The sequence below is a fragment of the Butyrivibrio fibrisolvens genome (genome assembly GCF_023206215.1).
GTDB classification, from domain to species: Bacteria; Bacillota; Clostridia; order Lachnospirales; family Lachnospiraceae; genus Butyrivibrio; species Butyrivibrio fibrisolvens_C.
The window spans coordinates 1,738,032-1,757,320 of sequence record NZ_CP065800.1; the positions used below are offsets into that span (position 1 = coordinate 1,738,032).

At 40.4% G+C, this 19,289-nt stretch carries 12 protein-coding genes; 11 read left to right on the forward strand and 1 reads right to left on the reverse strand.

Annotated elements, in window-relative coordinates; genetic code table 11:
• The first annotated feature begins 230 nt into the window (after nt 1-230).
• The 11 genes from I7804_RS07085 to I7804_RS07135 all read left to right on the forward strand — a co-directional run bounded on the left by I7804_RS07085 (nt 231) and on the right by I7804_RS07135 (nt 18,106).
• Nucleotides 231-3,278: an extracellular solute-binding protein gene (locus I7804_RS07085; RefSeq protein WP_248405677.1), complete on the forward strand. Its 3,048-nt coding sequence runs from the start codon at nt 231-233 to the stop codon at nt 3,276-3,278.
• Between the two features lie 36 nt (nt 3,279-3,314).
• Nucleotides 3,315-4,229 carry a carbohydrate ABC transporter permease gene (locus tag I7804_RS07090; RefSeq protein ID WP_074755523.1) on the forward strand — a complete coding sequence of 305 codons (915 nt, stop codon included), beginning with the start codon at nt 3,315-3,317 and terminating at the stop codon, nt 4,227-4,229.
• A 97-nt stretch (nt 4,230-4,326) separates the two neighbouring features.
• Nucleotides 4,327-5,205, forward strand: a complete 879-nt coding sequence (locus I7804_RS07095) for a carbohydrate ABC transporter permease (RefSeq protein WP_027206556.1) — start codon at nt 4,327-4,329, stop codon at nt 5,203-5,205.
• Nucleotides 5,206-5,225: 20 nt separating this feature from the next.
• A complete protein-coding gene (locus I7804_RS07100; protein WP_248405678.1) occupies nt 5,226-7,316 on the forward strand; it encodes a YIP1 family protein in 2,091 nt (696 codons plus the stop codon).
• Nucleotides 7,306-9,537, forward strand: coding sequence for a DUF5696 domain-containing protein (locus I7804_RS07105; RefSeq protein ID WP_248405680.1), 2,232 nt, complete (start codon nt 7,306-7,308; stop codon nt 9,535-9,537). The genes I7804_RS07100 and I7804_RS07105 overlap by 11 nt, the downstream gene beginning before the upstream one ends.
• The gene (locus I7804_RS07110) at nt 9,538-10,590 is read left to right on the forward strand and encodes a carbohydrate ABC transporter permease (RefSeq protein WP_248405682.1); all 1,053 of its coding nucleotides are present in this window, start codon (nt 9,538-9,540) and stop codon (nt 10,588-10,590) included.
• The gene (locus tag I7804_RS07115; protein WP_248405684.1) at nt 10,520-11,539 is read left to right on the forward strand and encodes a carbohydrate ABC transporter permease; all 1,020 of its coding nucleotides are present in this window, start codon (nt 10,520-10,522) and stop codon (nt 11,537-11,539) included. Before I7804_RS07110 ends, I7804_RS07115 begins: the two co-directional genes overlap by 71 nt.
• Nucleotides 11,540-11,705: 166 nt before the next feature.
• On the forward strand, nt 11,706-13,259 hold the full coding sequence (locus tag I7804_RS07120; protein WP_248405686.1) for an ABC transporter substrate-binding protein: 1,554 nt from the start codon (nt 11,706-11,708) through the stop codon (nt 13,257-13,259).
• 124 nt (nt 13,260-13,383) lie between these two features.
• Nucleotides 13,384-15,432, forward strand: coding sequence for a LamG domain-containing protein (locus tag I7804_RS07125; RefSeq protein WP_248405688.1), 2,049 nt, complete (start codon nt 13,384-13,386; stop codon nt 15,430-15,432).
• Between the two features lie 248 nt (nt 15,433-15,680).
• Nucleotides 15,681-17,768, forward strand: coding sequence for a glycoside hydrolase family 43 protein (locus I7804_RS07130; RefSeq protein ID WP_248405690.1), 2,088 nt, complete (start codon nt 15,681-15,683; stop codon nt 17,766-17,768).
• Nucleotides 17,768-18,106: a hypothetical protein gene (locus I7804_RS07135; RefSeq protein ID WP_248405692.1), complete on the forward strand. Its 339-nt coding sequence runs from the start codon at nt 17,768-17,770 to the stop codon at nt 18,104-18,106. Before I7804_RS07130 ends, I7804_RS07135 begins: the two co-directional genes overlap by 1 nt.
• Nucleotides 18,107-18,163: 57 nt before the next feature.
• Here I7804_RS07135 and I7804_RS07140 read toward each other — a convergent pair whose 3' ends face one another.
• Complete coding sequence (locus tag I7804_RS07140; RefSeq protein WP_027216902.1) at nt 18,164-19,087, reverse strand: ArsR/SmtB family transcription factor; 924 nt, start codon at nt 19,085-19,087, stop codon at nt 18,164-18,166.
• Nucleotides 19,088-19,289: the final 202 nt, after the last annotated feature.

Consider the following 19,289-nt stretch of genomic DNA (forward strand, 5'->3'; position numbering starts at 1 on the left):
TGTTTGCATGAACTTAGATTTTTTTTACAAAAAAACATAGATTTCAAGCACTAAAATTGCACAAAAATAAGGCTTTGTTTTCTATATAGATAAAAGTGAAATTGTATTGAAAAATCTAAAACTGAGATGTAAGCTTGATATAGTTATAAAACTGAATTATTTAATAAAAATCTAAACTTTAGAAAATTGTAAAAACTGTTCTTTATTTGCTCGCGACATGAGGTTAAAAAATGGCATTATTAAGGGGAAGTTCTAAAAGTAACATCAAAAAGACATCTGGTCTTTTAACTGCTTTTGTAGTATTGATATCTTTTATGGGGCAGACATATGCCTTATCTGTAAACGCTACTGAAGTGGATGCTTCTGATGCTGCGTCCGTGGTATCAGATGCCGAGGATGCAGAACTGGGTAGCGAATCGGAAGGCGGTGAAGCATCTTCTGATACAGATGAAGATATAGAGCGTCTATCCACTAATTATACGACTATAAGTAAAGGTTATACGTCATCTGAGTATGAAGGTGAAGACATCGCTTATAGGATGGAAGATATCCTTGGCACAGAGTATTCTTCATATCTTACTACTGACAGTCATGATTATACAGATGGAAGCGTCGCTGATGTATCACATTCTGATTACATTGAAGTAACTGTAGATGTTCCTGAGGATGCACTTTATGAGATAGGTTTTGATTATCTGTCTTATGATGAATCGATCCTGCCTCTTGAGATCGCGTTTACTGCTGATGGAAGTTATCCTTTCTATGAGGCTAGGAGCATAACTCTTGAGACTATCTGGGTATCAGAAGATACTACCAGCATCGACCGTTATGGCAATGAGATCGTAGCACTTCCTCAAAAGCTTGTCAGATGGGAACACAAAGAGCTGGGTGATTCCAGTTACAGATATTCAAGCCCGCTTCTTGTAGAGCTTACAAAAGGTGAACATACTTTTGGTATATCTGTTAAGGAAGGCACTATGCTCCTTGGAGATATCACTTTAAAAGCACCTGTCAGGATTCCTGAATATACAGGATCAAAGGCAGCAGAGGGCGAGGGCCTTATCACTATAGAAGGTGAAGACTTTACTTATCGTAATGATTCTTCTATACATTCTTCTTATGAATTTGATACATCTATCAGTCCTATTTCTGCTAAGCAGAAAGTACTCAATCTGGTAGATGAGGATTCATTCAATACAGCCGGTCAGACTATCACATACAGTTTCAACGTAGATAAGGCCGGTTATTACAATCTTGCTATGAATTACAGACAGTCTGAAAAAAATGACTTTCCTGTATTTCTTGATATCAGGATTGATGATGAGATTCCCAATACAGCATTTCAGTCTTACTGGCTTACTAAGTCAACAAAATTTACCACCAAAGCATTCACAGATTCTGATGGTAATGCGCTTAGCGTATATCTTGAAGAGGGAGATCATACCATATCACTTACCATAAGTGCAGACAATATAAGATACGCCCTTGAAGAAGTTGACAGGATCATGTCACAGATAAGTGATCTGTCGCTTGAAGTTACCAAGGTTGCAGGTACCAATAAGGATAAATATCGTGACCTCAAACTTACAAGATATATTCCTGATCTTCAGGAAAGGCTTCAAGGCTGGGTTGATGACCTTAATGCTATCGCTTCTGAAGCTACAGTTTATGTAGGGACAGATGATCCTGAAGATGTTGCAGCTTTTTCATATCTTCTGATCGCAGCTGATCAGCTCCAGAGTCTTGCAGATGAACCTGACGAGCTTGTGTACAGGGTAGATGAACTATCTACAAGTGTTAACTCTATAAATACACAGATAGCTAACTTCGTTGACATCATGAATGACAATGATATAGCGATAGACAGGATATATCTATATCAAAATGATGCAAAGCTTCCTTCTGGCCTTAACTTTTTTGAAGGACTTTTGATGAGTGCAGAGAGGTTTTTCTATTCATTCTTTGGACAGAGCTACTCTGCAAGTAATACAGATGAGTCTCATATACAGGTATGGGTCAACCGCCCCAGACAGTATGTAGAGATCATGCAGAAGATGATAGATGAAGAGTTCACTGCTTCAACAGGGATAGAAGTCGATCTCTCCATCATGACTGATGCGCAGAAGCTTATTTTGTCCAACGCATCAGGTGATACTCCGGATATAGCTACAGGTATCAACTATTCGATACCTTTTGATCTTGCTATAAGAGGAGCTTTGGTAGACTTGACTCAGTTTGATAATTACAAGGAAGTATTTGGAAGGTATTCTGACGGTCTATTGGTTCCCTCGGTAGTAGGAGACGGACTTTATTCACTTCCGGAGACTATGAATTTCTATGTAATGTTCTATAGAACAGATGTTTTGGAAAAACTGGGACTTTCGGCACCTGATACTATAGATGATCTTATAGCTATGCTGCCGGATCTTCAGATGAGAGGACTTAACGTATATTATCCTACAGCAGCGATGCTGGCTATGAGGAACTTTCATGGAACTACACCTCTTATATTCCAAAATGACGGATCACTATATGGAGATACAGCTCTTGATATAGAGCTTGATTCTGAGACATCGGTTGAGGGCTTCACACAGCTTACAGAGCTTTTCACTTTATATGATCTTCCTGTGGATGTTCCTAATTTCTATCAGCATTTTAGAAACGGTGACCTTCCAATTGGTATAGCTGACTTTAACTCTTACAACCTTATATTGAATGCTGCTCCTGAGATAGCTAATTCATGGGAGATAGCTCTTGTGCCGGGCATCACTGACGATAGCACAGGTGAAGTTGTCAGATATATGTCGGGCGGAGCAGAGAGCACAGTTATGTTTGCATCTGATGAGGAAAGAGAACAAAAGGCCTGGGAGTTTATGGATTGGTGGTCCAGCGCGCAGGTTCAGGCAGAGTTTGGTCAAAGGCTCCAGATCCTATACGGAGATGAGTATATCTGGCCGACAGCCAATCTTGAAGCTTTTACGCTTCTTCCATATCCGACAGATGACAAGGATGTGATCTTAGAGCAGGCTCAGTATATCCTTGAAGCTCCAAGGCTTCTTGGAAGCTACATGATGGAACGAGAGTTGTCCAATGCTTTTAATGATGTAGTAGTTAACGGTGAGTCTGTAAGATCTGAAATAGATGAAACAGTCAAATCTGTTGACAGAGAGACTAGAAGGAAGCTCGAAGAATTCGGATATATAGATGCGGATGGCAACGTACTTGAAGAGTACATAACTCCTTCTATTTCCAAAGTAAGAGAGATTATGGAGCGATAAGTAGTTATTTCTATCAGAAAAAGGGGAAACAAAGAAATGTTTTTGCCAAAAGCCAAGGTAGGGGCCAGATCACATTCAAACAGAGCAGGTTATCTGTTTACAGGTCCTTATGCAATCCTTTTTATAATTTTCATACTTGCACCTGTTGTCACAGCGATAGGTCTTTCGTTTACAAACTTTAATACGATCCAGACTCCCAAAGTTGTTGGTTTTCTGAATTATATCAATCTGATAACAGCTGATGATGTATTTATGAAATACGTCCTTCCAAACACTGTTAAATATGCTCTGATAGTAGGCCTTGGAGGATATGCTCTTGCATTTCTTCTGGCATGGGCGCTTTCAAATCTGACTAAAGGGCCAAGGACAGTATTTGCACTGATACTGTATTCACCCAGTATGACTACAGGTGTAGCAATGGCTGTTTTGTGGAAGATCATGTTCACAGGTGATCAGACAGGTTATATCAATTCATGGCTTATGGATATAGGTGCTATAGATGAGCCTATCATCTGGCTTTCAAGCGCGCAGTACCTTCTTCCTATAGTTATAATAATAGGCCTTTGGTCCAGCATGGGTATAGGCTTTCTGTCAATTCTTGCAGGTCTTTTGAATGTTGATGAAAGTCTCTATGAGGCAGCAGCCATAGATGGTGTCAAGAATAGATTCCAGGAGATGATATATGTGACAATCCCTTCTATGAAGCCTCAGATGCTCTTTGCAGCAGTTATGCAGATAGTTGGAGCCTTCCAGAACGGTACGATATCCACCATGCTTGCAGGTAATCCTACTCCCGGATATGGAGCTCAGCTTATCGTAAACCACATAGAAGACTATGGATTTATCAGATACGAGATGGGTTATGCTGCGGCAGTATCTGTAGTACTTCTTTTGATAGTTCAGGCCTTCTCGGTATTCTTTAACAGATTATTCGGAAGCGCAGATGAGTAAATACTATTTAGATTAAAAATATACTAAGAAAATACTATTGGCGCTGCGAGCTCCGCCAATATCGAACCATTAGTCACTCGCGACATGAGGTTATAAAATGGCTGCTTATAGAGGACACCGGACCAATCCGGACAAATTCGAAAAAGGTCAGATCAAGATCTATATAATGATCCTTCCAATGATCCTTTTGACGGGACTTCCGATCATATTCATCATATTCCATGCTTTTAAGCCTATGGAAGAGTTGTTCGCATTCCCGCCAAAGTTTATTACAACTAATCCAACGCTTGATAATTTTGCCAAGCTTGCCAAAGCTTCCAGAAGTGCAAGTATTCCGCTTAGCAAATATGTCTTTAACAGCGTGTTTATAACAATCGTATCAGTTCTTGCCTCACTTCTTTTTTCTACAATGGCTGCATATGCCCTGTCCAAGCTTAAGTTTAAGGGAAGAACAATGATGATGCAGATCAACCAGATAGCTCTTATGTTTGTGGCTGTAGCTGTTATGATCCCAAGATACCTTATCGTTAATAAACTTGGACTCATAGATACATATCTGGCAGAGATACTTCCGCTTATAGCTGTTCCCGTAGCTCTGTTCCTGGTAAAAGGGTTCGTGGATCAGGTGCCGGATTCTCTTATAGAAGCTGCATATCTTGACGGAGCTTCTGAGTGGAGGATATATACAAGCATCATCATCCCGCTTATAAAACCGGCTATAGCAACAGCAGCAATCCTTGTATTCCAGCAGGTTTGGACCAATATCGAATATGCCAACTACTATATCAATGATGATTCACTTAAGTCGCTGGCATTTTATATGAATACACTTACAAGCGCAACTACTACCAACACTGTAGCTGGTCAGGGTATTGCAGCTGCAGCATCTCTTATAATGTTTTTGCCTAATCTGATCCTCTTCTGTATCCTTCAGAACAGCGTCATGAACACAATGGCAACATCCGGTATTAAGTAAAACATAAAGAGGACGTGAAAGTGAAAAAGATATCTGAAAAAAGGCAAAATAAAAGCAGTTTTAAAAATATCCTGAAAAGATCGATAGGGATAGCGCTTATAGGGATCAGCCTTATCTGGAATGCAGATGTATTAACGGCCCATGCTGACGCTCCCTATAAGACTTATACGGTAGATGGATACAATTCTGTAACAGAGACGCAGACAGCATATCTTCCGTATAAGACTATCACCAAGATAGGTGATGAATCTCTTATGACTCCTACAGATTTTACTCTTCTTGATGACGGAACTATGTATGTTCTTGATAGCGGTAATAAGAGAGTAGTAGTTGGTGATGCTGATGGCAATCTTGTGACTACTTTCGGAGAAGGGGTTCTGGTAGGACCTAAGGGCATATATGTTACTGACAAGCATATTACCTATGTTGCAGACAGAGATGCCAAGTCCATATTCGTATTTGATGAAAACGGAGAACTGATCCATACCTATACAAGACCGCAAGTTGCCATGTACGGCGATGCTCTTGACTTTCTTCCACTTAAGATAGTGGTTAATTCATCAGGTACTATGTATATCGTCTGCGAATCTAATACTAATGGTATAGTTGAGATCAGTCCTGTTGATAACGGAACTTTCCTTGGATATTTCGGAACCAATGCAACAAGCGCATCTGTCTGGACTATCGTATGGAGAGCGCTTCTTACGGATGCTCAGCGTGCCAAGATGGTTGGTAATATACCTGCAACTCCCGATAACATGGCAATCGATGAAAAGGGTATTATCTATACTGTCACAAGAGGTGAAGGTGATGATACCTTAAAACGCCTTAATATAGCAGGCGTAAACATGATAACAGATCCTGGCAAGAGCGATACGGTTCCTGCAGCTATAGCCGTTGGTAATCACGATAACTTCTTTGTAGTGTCGCAGCAGGGCTTTATATATGAGTACAACAATGAAGGTCAGCTGCTTTTCATGTTTGGAGGTAAGGATGATGGTCAGCAGAGGATAGGCCTTTCTACCAAAGCCGAAGCTATCCAGATAGGAAGCGATGACAAGATCTATGTCCTTGATTCTGACAAGGCGCAGATTCAGGTCTATGAACCTACAGAGTTTACTGATTATCTTCATGAAGCTTTATATCTTTTTTCAAAAGGAAGGTATGAAGAGAGTAAAGAGCCTCTGTCACAGGTTCTTATGATGAACAATCTCTTCGACTATGCCAATATGGCAATGGGCAAGGCTCTTTACAAAGAAGGAGATTATGAGGGAGCACTCAAATACGCCAAGCTCTCTATAGATAATGACCTGTACTCAGATTCTTTCTGGGAGATAAGAAATATATGGCTTAAGAAGAATCTGTCAACAGTTATCGTCATAATCCTTGTACTGATAGTTCTTAATAAGATCGTTAAATACCTTGACAATAAAAAGAATATTTTAAGTAAACCAAAAGCTTTTGTACAGAAGATAAAGAATCAAAAGCTTGTAGCACAGCTTCGATATATTTTCTTTTACATGAGGCATCCAATTGATGGCAATTATGGTATCAAGCGTCAGAACAAGGTGTCGGTACTTGCTTCTAATATACTTCTTGCTCTTATGATCGTGTTCTATATCATTAACAAGTATTTCTGCGGATTCATGTTCAAGACAGTAAGAGAGGGACAGTTCGATGTTGCATCGGATATCATCATAATCCTCGTGGGACTGTTTCTTATAGTAGGATGCAATTATCTTATGTGTACCATCAATGACGGTGAAGGTAAGTTCAAGGCTATATACTGTTCCTTTATTTATTCAGCATCACCGTTTTTGGTCTTCATGCCTTTTATCTTCGCTTTAAGCCACGTTGTTACATACAACGAAGAGTTTTTTGTAAGCTTTGGCAGGTTCTGTATGGTCTGTTGGATCCTGGTTCTTATATTCATAGCGATCAGAGAGATCAACAACTATACAGTTGGCGAGACCTTTAAGATCATAGGACTTACTGTTTTTACAATACTTATAGTATGTCTTCTTGCATTTATTATCTATGTACTGTGGTCGCAGGTATTCGACTTCCTGCAGTCACTTGTAGGAGAGGTGGTGTATCGCATTGGCGGCTGATAATAAGATTTTGGGATTTATAAAAAAAGGTACGTGCGCAGCCTTATCAATTGCACTGGCGCTTGGCGCAGCCTCCTATGCTCAGCGATATGAGTATATGCTGGGAGGAGAGAATATCAGCGTTGTATATGCGCAAGATGAACTTGACGGCCATAAATATGTAGCATCAAGCTCAGGATATAATCTGTACGTAAGTGAAGAGGATCTTTCTATCATCATAGAAGATAAGACAACAGGGGCAAGGCTTGAAAGCTATCCAACTTATGATGATCAAAAGTGCAATGCCACATGGATCGGAGCTATGCGATCTGCAGTTGTCATGACTTTGATAAGTGCCAATGATGATACCAAGCAGGCAGATCTTGTCAATGATGATGTGGACAAGAAGATCACATATACAGATACAGGCTTTACGGCAACTCTTTACTGGAATACTTATAAGCTTGGCTTGACACTTACAGTATCTCTTACAGATGAGGGACTTACAGCAAGGATTGCAGAAGATTCCATCAAAGAAGATGGAGATTCCTATTATATAGGAACTGTATCTATGTACCAGTACATGGGAAGTTCCTACCTTGATGACAAAGAAGGATATATGTTCATCCCTGATGGTAACGGTGCACTTGTTTATCTTGATGACAAAGAGGGAAGATTTTCAAGCGGATATTCGGCTCTTATATATGGAGAGGATGTTGGATTTGATGAATCGGAAGTTAATACCCTCCTTCTTGACAGATATAACACTATAACAGATCCTCAGCAGATCCTGGCTCCGGTATTTGGAATAGCTCATACAGATGATCAGATAGCTTTTCTTGGAATAGTCGAAGATGGCGCGCAGAGAGCTGATATCAATGTTATGCCCAATGGTGTGAGTATTGATTATAACAGGTCCTATGCAAGATTTATCTTAAGAAAGCTCTACACGCAGCCTACCAGCAACAATTCTACTTCAGGTTCACTTCATGTATATGAAGCAGACAGAAGCCATTCTGATCTTCAGATAAGGTTCAAGTTCCTCTCAGGAGAGGATGCAAACTATAGTGGTATGGCTACAAGCTACAGACAATATCTCCTTGATAACGGACTTATCAGCAAGCAGGATGTGTCCTATAACACAAGGATTGATTTCCTTGGAACAGAGAGAGAGTCATGGCTTATTGGCACCAGTGCTGTAGTTATGACAACTACAGATGATATCAGGGATATCTATGAAGATCTTGAAAGTAGCGGTGTTACAACGCTTATGTCAGTTTACAAGGGTTGGCAGGCAGGAGGCTTGTATGATCTTCCTATCACTAAGTACAAGGCTGACAGCAAGATAGGAGGAACCAAGGATCTTACAGCTCTTATCAAAGAGTCAGAGGAAAAAGGCATTAAGATATACCTTTACGATGATGCTCTTTTGATCAATCCTGATGAGCAGAATGCAACATTTAACGTAGTCAAGAAGGTCAATAAAAGGCGTTATGAGTACGAGACTTACAAAGATGTATACGATACCTTCCTATATGTAACTCCTTCAAGGACAGGCGATGTTCTGAATGATGTCTTATCAGGGTATACCAAAAACGGTGTTGATAATCTTGCAATAGCAGGTATTACCAACACGATGTATACCTACACCTATAGCGGCAATAAGTATACAAGATTTGATACGGCAGCATCTTATAAGTCTACTCTTGATACTATGTATGATTCAGCGGAGCTTGTACTTGAAACACCTATTGCTTCTTACTGGTCAGATACAAGAGCTTTTCTTGATATGCCGCTTTACTCTTCAAGCTACATTCTTGAAGATGTGGAAGTTCCTTTCCTTTCTATAGTACTAACAGGAATCATACCTGTATATGCGCAGTACATGAACTTTGAAGCTAACAAGAAGGAATTTTTCCTAAAGATGGTTGAGTCGGGTTCATTCCCTTCCTTCTATATCACTAAGGAGAGTTCATCAGAGCTTATAAATACTAACTCCAGCGATATTTATTCTTCTGAATACAGTTCATATAAGGATACTATCGTAAGCTACAATACAGAGTTCAAAGCGCTTCATGACAAGACGCAGGATGCTGTTATAGTAAGGCACGAGCTTCTTGATAACAACATAACTAAGGTTACATATTCTAACGGTGTAGTGATCTATATTAACTACGGCGACACAGCGCAGACTGTAGATGGTATTACGATTGACACTATGTCTTACGAGGTAGCAGAGTAAATGAAGATTTTTGGGAAAAAAGAAAAAAAGCCCAGGATAAAACTTGGAAAGCTTGAATCAAGAGAAGCCAGAATGGGATATCTGTTCGTGGCACCATGGCTTGTGGGAGTTCTGGCATTTCTTCTTATTCCGCTGGCACAGTCTTTTTACTATATGTGGTACAACATTAGGATCACGCCAAACGGAATGAAGTTCACATTTTTGGGAACAGGTAACTTTACTCAGATATGGCTTGAGAATCCTGAATTTCCGCAGCAGCTTGTGACATACATATGGCAGACTCTCATAGAAGTTCCGATCATAGTAGTATTCGCACTTATGATTGCGATCATGTTAAATGGCAAGATAGTTGCAAGAGGGTTCTTCAGACTTATATTCTTCCTTCCGGTCATTATAGTATCGGGACCTGTTATGAACCTTCTGGTAAGCGAGGGAGCATCCAGTATCCCTGCTATGGATACACAGGCTATCGTATCGGCTATGGAGACTGTCCTTCCAGCATCGGCAGCAGAGGGAATAGGAGAGATCTTCTCCAATATGATCATGACTTTGTGGTATTCAGGCGTTCAGATTCTTATTTTCCTGTCAGCACTTCAGAAGGTCGATCCTTCCATGTATGAAGCTGCCAAGATTGACGGAGGCTCTGAATGGGAGTGTTTTTGGAAGATAACTCTTCCTACTATCAAACCTATGATTTTGTTATGTTCGGTATACTCCGTAATATTCCTTTCGGGCAATGAACAAAACGAACTTATTACCATGATCAAAGATGCTATGTTCTCAGGAACCAAGGAAAAGGGTTATGGATATGCATCAGCAATGGCCTGGATGTATGCAGTGGTTATTACTCTTATAACACTTCTTTTCTTCCTGCTATTAGGATCTAAGAAAGATCACTATGACAGACTTGTGAAGAAACACCAAAAGCAGCTCAAGAAAGAAGAAAGAGAAGCAAAACGTATAGAAAGGAGGGGCAGAAGAAATGCAGCAAGGATGGAAAAAATCCAAAGAAAAGGAAAATTCACAACATATGACGGCTCAGGCGATTACTAAAAAAGATCTAAGGAGCTATTTTACCAAAGAAAAGCTTCACAGATTCATGTTTGGAACAAGAGAAAAGCAGGGAGCCGGCAAGATGATCGCCATATATGGACTTCTTATCTGCATAGGTTTTGTATATCTGTATCCTATCTTCTATATGATAAGTACCAGCTTTATGGATCAAAATGATCTTTTGGATACATCGGTCAAATGGATTCCTAGTCATTTATATCTTAGAAATTATGTAGACGCAGGAGCATCGCTTGATTTTGTGGCTTCCTTTTTTAAGGGAATACTTATAGCTGGGATTCCCACTGTCTGCAATATCCTTATTGATATGATGGTTGGATATGGGTTTGCAAGATATGAATTTAAGGGCAAGAAGATCATGATGGCGATACTTATATTCTCTTATATCCTTCCCAAGCAGGTTACCATGATCCCTACCTATGTTCTGTACAACGATATGGGAATACTTGGAACTATATGGACTTTTGCACTTCCGGCGCTATTTGGTAACGGACTTAATGCTCCTATTTTTATCCTGATATTTTATCAGTTTTTCAGGCAGGTTCCCAAGGTTTTAATGGAGGCAGCGGCTATAGACGGCGCGGGTCATTTTAAGAGGTTTTTCAGAATAGCGGTTCCGTCAGCTGTTCCTGCTATCGTTACAGTAGTCTTATTTTCTTTTGTATGGTACTGGAATGAATCATATCTTACTGAGCTGTATGTTCAGGGACTTTCAGGTAACAGCATATGGACCAATCTTGTAGTTCAGCTCAAGAATTTCGATTCATCCTTTGCTTCTAAAGCTACAGTAGGATCAACAGCAACGAGCCTTAATGAGTCGGTTCGTATGGCAGCAACATCACTTTCTATCATCCCGCTTCTTATCATGTATCTGATATTACAGAAGCAGTTTGTAGAGAGTATCGATAGAGCGGGTATTACGGGTGAATGATCTTTGATCAAGACTTTAATGACTCCTTACCAGGTGATAGATCAATTGGTTAGTAGTGATAATTTTTATGGAATTAGTCAGCACAAAATGTGTATTAGCCTTCCCGGTCTTAGGAATGATCTAATATTGGGTATGGCATCAGATACGATAATAAAGGAGGGAATATATGAAAAAGAATTTAAGTAAAGCTGCTGCGAGCATACTGGCCGCAGCAATGGTGGTTGGCACAGCTGCCTGTGGATCTTCAACAAATGCAGATACAGGTTCCGGTCAGACAGCGCAGGGTTCCGGGGAGGATGGAGTTACTACTGATAATATAACTCTTACTTACTGGCACTATGAAGATGAGACTACTATTAACATTCTGGCTGAGAAGTTTATGGAGAAATATCCTAATATCACTGTAGAGACCAAGGTCATCAGTGATATGTCAACAGACCTATCTGCAGCAGCTGCAGCAGGTCAGTTCCCGGATGTATTTGTAGGTACAGACTCTGATACAGCTCTTGCCAATATGTACTGGGCTGATATTACAGATTATTACAACAATGATCCTGAGACAGCCAACCTTATGCCAACTATTAATGAATATGGTATAGGTATGTTCGATACAGATGTAAGGTATGCGGTACCTGCATGGTATCAGCCAAGTGCTATTTTCATTGATAGGAATGTTATCAACAAACTGAATCTTGAGATGCCTCGTACAGACTGGACATGGGATGAGATGATCCAGCTTATCAAGGATGCAACAGTAGATGACAGAACAGGTATGAAGTATTACGGCCTTGGCTACTACAACAGACTTGATTCACTTTATGGTATCGCAGCCTGCTCCCCTGAAGAAAGAGCACTTAAGGGAGAATTTGGTTTTGATGGAACAGACTTTGATCTCTCATACTGGGCTACAGGTGAGCAGCAGTTTTCAGATCTTAAACTTGGAGGATATGTAGCTCCTCAGCAGAATACTCAGGCTATGGAAGACTGGTCCGGTGACTGGTCCACATGGTTTGGTGCAACAGGACATGTAGCAGTATTCTCAGAAGGTTTCTGGTCATATCAGAATCTTTGGAATACAGAGATTGATGGTCAGTCATATCAGGACTATTACGGACTTGATATCGTTCCTTATGTAACTCCTAATGTTGTTGATGAGAAGGAACACAATGTTATCGCCAATATGTACATGGGCGGCGTATCAACATCCTGCGAACATCCTTATGAAGCATACCTTCTTCTTAAATTCATGACATTTGGCGTTGATGGCTGGAACGCTCGTCTTGATATCTATGAAGATGAGTCTATCACTAATGAATCAGGTGTTGCACTTAAGCATGCCAATATGCCTGTTCCTATGACACTTGATGAGGGCGTATGGACCAGATACAGAGCACTGTTCCCGACAGTTACAAGTGAAGACGGAAGTGTTGATTACTGGGATGACTATTTTGCATCAATCACAAGGCCTGTTGCTTATGGCTGGTACAGCATTGCAGGATACTGGAACTTCTGCGATCAGTATTTTAATTCAATCGGTATACATGATCTTGTTGATGCAGGCACAGCTAAGGCTGCTGACTACGCTGATGAAGCTACACGTCAGGCCAACTATTATCATGCAGAAGCTATGATCTCTTACTTTGGACCAAGCGGATATGATGTCCTGTCTGAAGAAGATCTTGCTGCATATCAGGCGGTTGTCGATTCTTTTGCTCAGTAAAAACGGGGTAGTTTAAGACATGAGGCATGGATATGATCCATGGAGATGATTCATGGATAGAATCTGTGCCACATGTCAGGTAATAAGGCTTTAATTATATTTTTCATATTATAAGGAGGGTTTTATGAAGAAGAAAGTTTTAAGTGTCATGATGGGTGTATTCATGACATCATCTCTTCTTGCAGGCTGCGGAACTTCTGGAAGTGATACAGCAAGTCAGGCTGATTCATCAGCACAGGAAGCATCTAGTCAGGAAACTGCAAAGGAAGAAAACAAGGAAGAACAGGCTACAGAGAGCGCAGCGGCTACTGAGATTCCTGATGACTACAAGTACTATTTTTCTTTCGATGAAGAAGATGAGAGAGTACATGCAGCTATTCAGGATACTGCGGCAACACCTATCGTTCAGACTACAGATGATGCAGTTAATTATGTTAACGGTGTAAGTGGCAATGCCCTTTATGTTGATGGAAGTAAGGGAGCAAAGCTTGATGTTAACGGCGTAGGTGATACGTATTCTGTTTCCTTCTGGGTATATTCAGAAAGATCAGCTAACTATATGCCAACTCTTCAGTATGGTCCTGATATTCACGGAGATGCTACAGGTGGTCAGCACTATGTTAACTTCACATGGGCAGACTGGAATCCTGACGGAAGCGCATTCCCTTGCGTATGGGCTTATGATCAGCTTGATGATGCCAAGTGGCCTAACTGGTATCCGGATGAAGCCAATACTCATGTAGGCGAGTGGAACAACATAACTCTTACAGTTGATCCTTCTGAGCTTTCTGAGGATGGAACACTTATTGTTGCACATCTTTATTTTAACGGAGAAGAGCTTGTTGGCTATGATTCAGATGGCAATGTAAGACCTACATATGTTGTAAGCGGTACTATGGCTGAGTCTGATAACTTTGATTTCCTTCTTGGTATCAACTACTGGGATGCTATCATGAAGGGTGCATTCGATGAGATCTATGTATATGACTATGTACTTGACGCAGGTCAGATCAAAGCTTTGTATGAGGCCGGAGATGCTACTTCCACATATGATGCTCCAACTCATGAAGTGACTCTTAAAGTAGATGAAAGTGCTATTGATAGCGTTGGTGCTACAGATTTTTCTAATGCATGGTGGAGTGACTGGTCAGAGTTTACAGAGCTTAAGGATGGTGAGACCAAAGTTGTAAAGCTTAAGAACTGGTCAGATGGCGTTAATAACTATGATAACTATACAGTTCTTTTTACTAACGAAAAGACACCTGCTCACGAGGATCCTAATGAGTCCGGATCAGCTGATCACAAGGAATATGCATGTGTAAGAGCCGATGCATTTGGATGGACTCCTGACGGAGATATTGATTCTGCGCTCTTTAACTACAGCTGGGGCAACTGGGGCACATGGCTTCAGCAGGTTATGACGGAAGCTGATGTTGAGCTTACAATCTCAAGAAGCGGTTCTGAACTTACTGTTAATGCTGTTCAGACTGACTATCTTGGATCAGCTAATACCTGCCAGGTTACATTCCCTGCTGATATTACAGCTGATGATGACTGCTTCTTCGCAATTACAGGCGAGGCTTGCTATATCGATATCCTCTCAATCGAGGATGCTATAAGTGTTGTGGCAGATCCTGATGCTATAGACTCTGTAGGTTCTACAGATCTTACAAATGCATGGTGGACAGACTGGTCAACACCTATCGAGATTGCTGATGGTACTACAACTACTGTTAACTTCAAGAACTATTCTGATGGTGTCAACAACTGGGACAACTACGTAATGGTATTTACTAACGAAGAGACAGAGGCTCATCAGAATCCTAATCCTGATGAAGGCGTTGGCTCTGCTGATCATGTTGAGTATGCAGCTATTCGTGCTGATGCTTATGGCTGGGACGTAGATATTGACGGTGGAGATGTAACCTATGAGACAAGCTGGGGTGATGACTGGGCTACATGGCTTGATGCTATGAAAGATGCTGATGTAACTCTTACTATCACAAGAGATGGTACTTCTATGGTAGTAGATGCTGTCATCGTTGACAGAAATGGCAACAAGTTCACTAATAAGACTAGCTGGACTACAACATGTGCTGCAGGCGATCCTATGTACATGCTCCTTACATGTGAAGAGTGCTACATAGACATTATGTCTGTAGAAACTAAATAAATAGTTCCTCCTTCTGTTATTTTATTCCGGGTGCTATTTGCACCCGGAATAGTACATTACTAAAACCACTTGGACAGACCAGTATCCCCAAGTGGTTTTAGTAATGTACTATTAGAATGAAGTGGCTGAAAGATGTTGGTTTCTAATGAGTATATAAGGAATGGATTTGTATTTATTAGAAAGTGTGGATTTAAGATATTAGGCGAGATGTAGAAATGATGCAAATATAAGACTAATGGAGTTGGATTATGTATAGCGATGGTAAAAGTTTTAATGATATTAGTAATGTTTCGGATAATGATCATTGTGCGACCAAGGGTGCAAAGGCGGGTGGATTTCGAAAGATTCGCAGGACGTTTGCTGCGCTTTCGCTTCTTGTGATGATGGCAGTTAATGGGTGCAGCGGCGGGGGAGAATCGTCTTTGGATGTTAACGGCGCTGGAGAGGCATCTTCGGGGCAGGGAGATGTTGCTGGTGACAAGGTGCAGGGGCTTAATGGTAATACTTACTATGAGTCTAAAGACGGTGTAAGTGTAACTCTTTCTACAGATAAGCTTTCGTATGAAGATGGAGAAGAGGTTCATTATACGCTAGTAGTTAGTAATGATACTAAGGACTATACGATATCAGGTAAGAAATTCCAGTATACCAATTCTGATAATCTTGTGGCTGCGTCAGAAGATTCTATGCCTGATGAAATTCCAATGTTAAGAGCCGGAGAGAGTTATACCATAGAAGGGACTTTGATTGGAGGAGAGGGTCAGAGTGTGTCACCTAATCTGGCATCGGCATCTACTGATGTATCTCTAAGGCCTTATGTAATGATCACTTATAAAGGAGAGGAAGCAACGGTTCGCTGCGTTCTGAATTTGAAGATGACAGAAGTTGTAAGAGAGTTTGATAACCAAGATAAGAAAACAGCAAGTACTGTATCAGTGCATGATCCGTCTATATTCAAGGATGAAGATGGTAAGTACTATATTGTAGGAACTCATATTACCAGTGCATCATCAGATGATCTTTTTGACTGGGAGAATAGGACTGCAGATTTTAGAGCATCTCTTTCTGATGAAACTATAGAAAAGATAAGAGAGTGGAATGATGATGAAAACGGTGACTGGTTCGGATATCTCTGGGCTCCTGATATCATCTATAATGAAACAATGGGCAAGTACTGTATCTATCTGTCTGCTAATGGAGACAACTGGAAGTCCAATATAGTCCTTCTTACAGGAGATAGTGTTTACGGCCCTTATGAATATGCAGGATCTGTTGTATATGGCGGATTTAACGAAGATACGTTCAGTCAGACAGATGCAGGAACTGTTCTTGGTACGGATACTATTCCTGAGCGCTATGTTACATACGGCGTTGACAACAAGAAATGGGGGGATATGTATCCTAATTGTATAGACCCATGTGTATTCTATGATCAGGATGGCAAGCTTTGGATGAGTTATGGTTCCTGGTCAGGCGGTATCTTTATGCTGGAACTTGATGAAGAGACAGGCCTTAGAGACTACAATGTAAGTTATGAGACCAAGGCTCACAGCGATGCATATTTTGGAACTTTAGTAGCAGGCGGAGCCTATGTTTCGGGAGAGGGATCCTATATACAGCATATAGGTGACTATTACTATCTTTTTATTTCATATGGTAATCTTGAAGCTGCAGGCGGCTATAATATAAGGGTGTTTAGATCTACTAAGCCTGATGGAGACTATGTTGACGAACTTGGAAATACGCCTTACTATGATACATATTCTTTTAACTATAATACAGGTATAGGTGTCAGACTCTTCGGAGGATATAAGTGGAAGACCATGTCTATAGGTCAGGTCGCTCAGGGACATAACTCAGCTTTTGTAGATGATGACGGCAAGGCTTATATTGTATTCCACACAAGGACTACAAACGGATCAGAAGGCCATTATGTCAAGATCCATCAGCTTTTTGTCAATAAGGAAGGATGGCTTGTGGCAGCTCCTTATGCTACTGATGGAGAGACATTGAAGGAAGATGGCTATGAGATATCTGAAGTAGCCGGCGACTACGAAGTTATAGTTCATGATCTTGATGTAGACTACAAGAATCTTGACTACAATGCGCCAAAGACTATCACTCTTAATGAAGACGGCAGTATCACAGGCGCTTTTGAAGGCACCTGGAGTCTTGAAGATGGCACTCCTTATATTGAGCTTTCATTTAACGGCGATACATATAGCGGAGTTACTGTTTCTATGAATATAGAAGGCAGCAGCGTAGAGACTATGACATTTACTGCTCTTGGCAAGGATTCACAGATTACGGTATGGGGATCTAGGATGGTAGATTAATGAAAAAGAAATATAGAAATAGTAAAAACGCTTTAAGCGAACAAAAAGCGATAAACATCCTTAAAACAGACTCTGAAGAAGCCGCTTATAGGCGTGCCAAGGAAGATGAGTTTAATCCTCTGAACCTTTTAAAAGGTATACTGGGATTCGTCTTTGTGGTAGCAATAGCCTTTGGCTGGATGATGCTCATGCTCCTTATTATAAGCTTTGTAAGCCTTTCATACCTTCATTTTAATATTGACGTCATGCTCTACGTATCTGCAGGATTTGCTGCAATATGTGGTGTGGTTTATATTTTTGGTAAGGTCAGAAAGAGTATTGGAAGACGTAAACTTTAGTTTGATCAGTATATAAATAAAAAACCTTCCCTTTTAGTTTTGGGGAAGGTTTTTTATTTATTCAGAGTCTATAGGACTGTAGCTCATTCTGACTTCGATATCCTGATTGTAATTGCCAAATGACTTACCAAAGATAGTTAGACCGCCAACATGCTCAGCTGTATCAGGAACTTCCATGCGGAATTTGATGTTGCTCTTACTTGTAAGATTGAATCGGTCGATGGTAACGTCAGATATCTGAAGACCATCAATGAAGGTGCCCTTATGGTTTATTACCAGCATCTTTAGAAGACCATACTGATTCCAGTTAGGGAACCACCAGTCAGGGGTGAAGATTCCTTTGACATCTCCGAAGTCTCCCGGTGATGTCCAGTAGCCAAGGCTTACATCGTTTAGATAAAAGTAAATATCAGATGGCCATACGTTGTTGACACCAGGTGCTTCTGATGAAAGCTCTGCTGAGATGCAGATCTCATCAATTTTTTGTGAAAAAGGAATGAAATTAGGAATCACATAGTCTACATGACCTTTAGTAAACCATAGAATATCAGCATGATACCTGTCTGGATGAGAGAAGTATCTTGTATCATCAACCTGGCCTATGAGCTGTGATCCGGATGCTATACCACAGGTAGGATATACTTCATAGTCTGAAAAAAGACCAACTTTTATCGAAGTAGTATATACGTTTTCATCCTTGGCTTCATCTTGAAGGTCGATTAGTATTTTATCAAGATGTACTGAGCATATTTTTTGATTGCCGTGTCCTGAGGTTTCAGATGATACTGTGACAACTCCGCATTCTTCAAGCTTTTTGATATGGCTTGTAAGAGCACCGTTGGTGATATTGAGACGAGATGCAAGCTCGTTCATATTCATTCCGTTATTGTCCAAAAGAATCTTAACGATCTCCACTCTGATATCTGATCCGAGTGCTTTGAACAGGTCCAGTCCTTCTGAAAGAGATTTGATATGTAACATGATACCCCCTATACAGTAATTCAATTTATCTGCTTATGATCAATACATATGATGACGTTTGTGTTTGAAGAAAACACATTTGACCTTAAGAATAAGATGATGAGATCTGTCATCTTTACCATAATGATTTACAAATTACTAAAATATTTCAAACAACTATATTTTAATATAAAAATATGGCGCTTGCAATCTAATATAATGC

Coding starts and splice junctions, on each gene's coding strand:
- I7804_RS07085 (WP_248405677.1), top strand. CDS start 231: ATGGCATTATTAAGGGGAAGTTCTAAAAGTAACATCAAAAAGACATCT.
- I7804_RS07090 (WP_074755523.1), top strand. CDS start 3,315: ATGTTTTTGCCAAAAGCCAAGGTAGGGGCCAGATCACATTCAAACAGA.
- I7804_RS07095 (WP_027206556.1), top strand. CDS start 4,327: ATGGCTGCTTATAGAGGACACCGGACCAATCCGGACAAATTCGAAAAA.
- I7804_RS07110 (WP_248405682.1), top strand. CDS start 9,538: ATGAAGATTTTTGGGAAAAAAGAAAAAAAGCCCAGGATAAAACTTGGA.
- I7804_RS07115 (WP_248405684.1), top strand. CDS start 10,520: ATGCAGCAAGGATGGAAAAAATCCAAAGAAAAGGAAAATTCACAACAT.
- I7804_RS07120 (WP_248405686.1), top strand. CDS start 11,706: ATGAAAAAGAATTTAAGTAAAGCTGCTGCGAGCATACTGGCCGCAGCA.
- I7804_RS07125 (WP_248405688.1), top strand. CDS start 13,384: ATGAAGAAGAAAGTTTTAAGTGTCATGATGGGTGTATTCATGACATCA.
- I7804_RS07130 (WP_248405690.1), top strand. CDS start 15,681: ATGTATAGCGATGGTAAAAGTTTTAATGATATTAGTAATGTTTCGGAT.
- I7804_RS07135 (WP_248405692.1), top strand. CDS start 17,768: ATGAAAAAGAAATATAGAAATAGTAAAAACGCTTTAAGCGAACAAAAA.
- I7804_RS07140 (WP_027216902.1), bottom strand. CDS start 19,087: ATGTTACATATCAAATCTCTTTCAGAAGGACTGGACCTGTTCAAAGCA.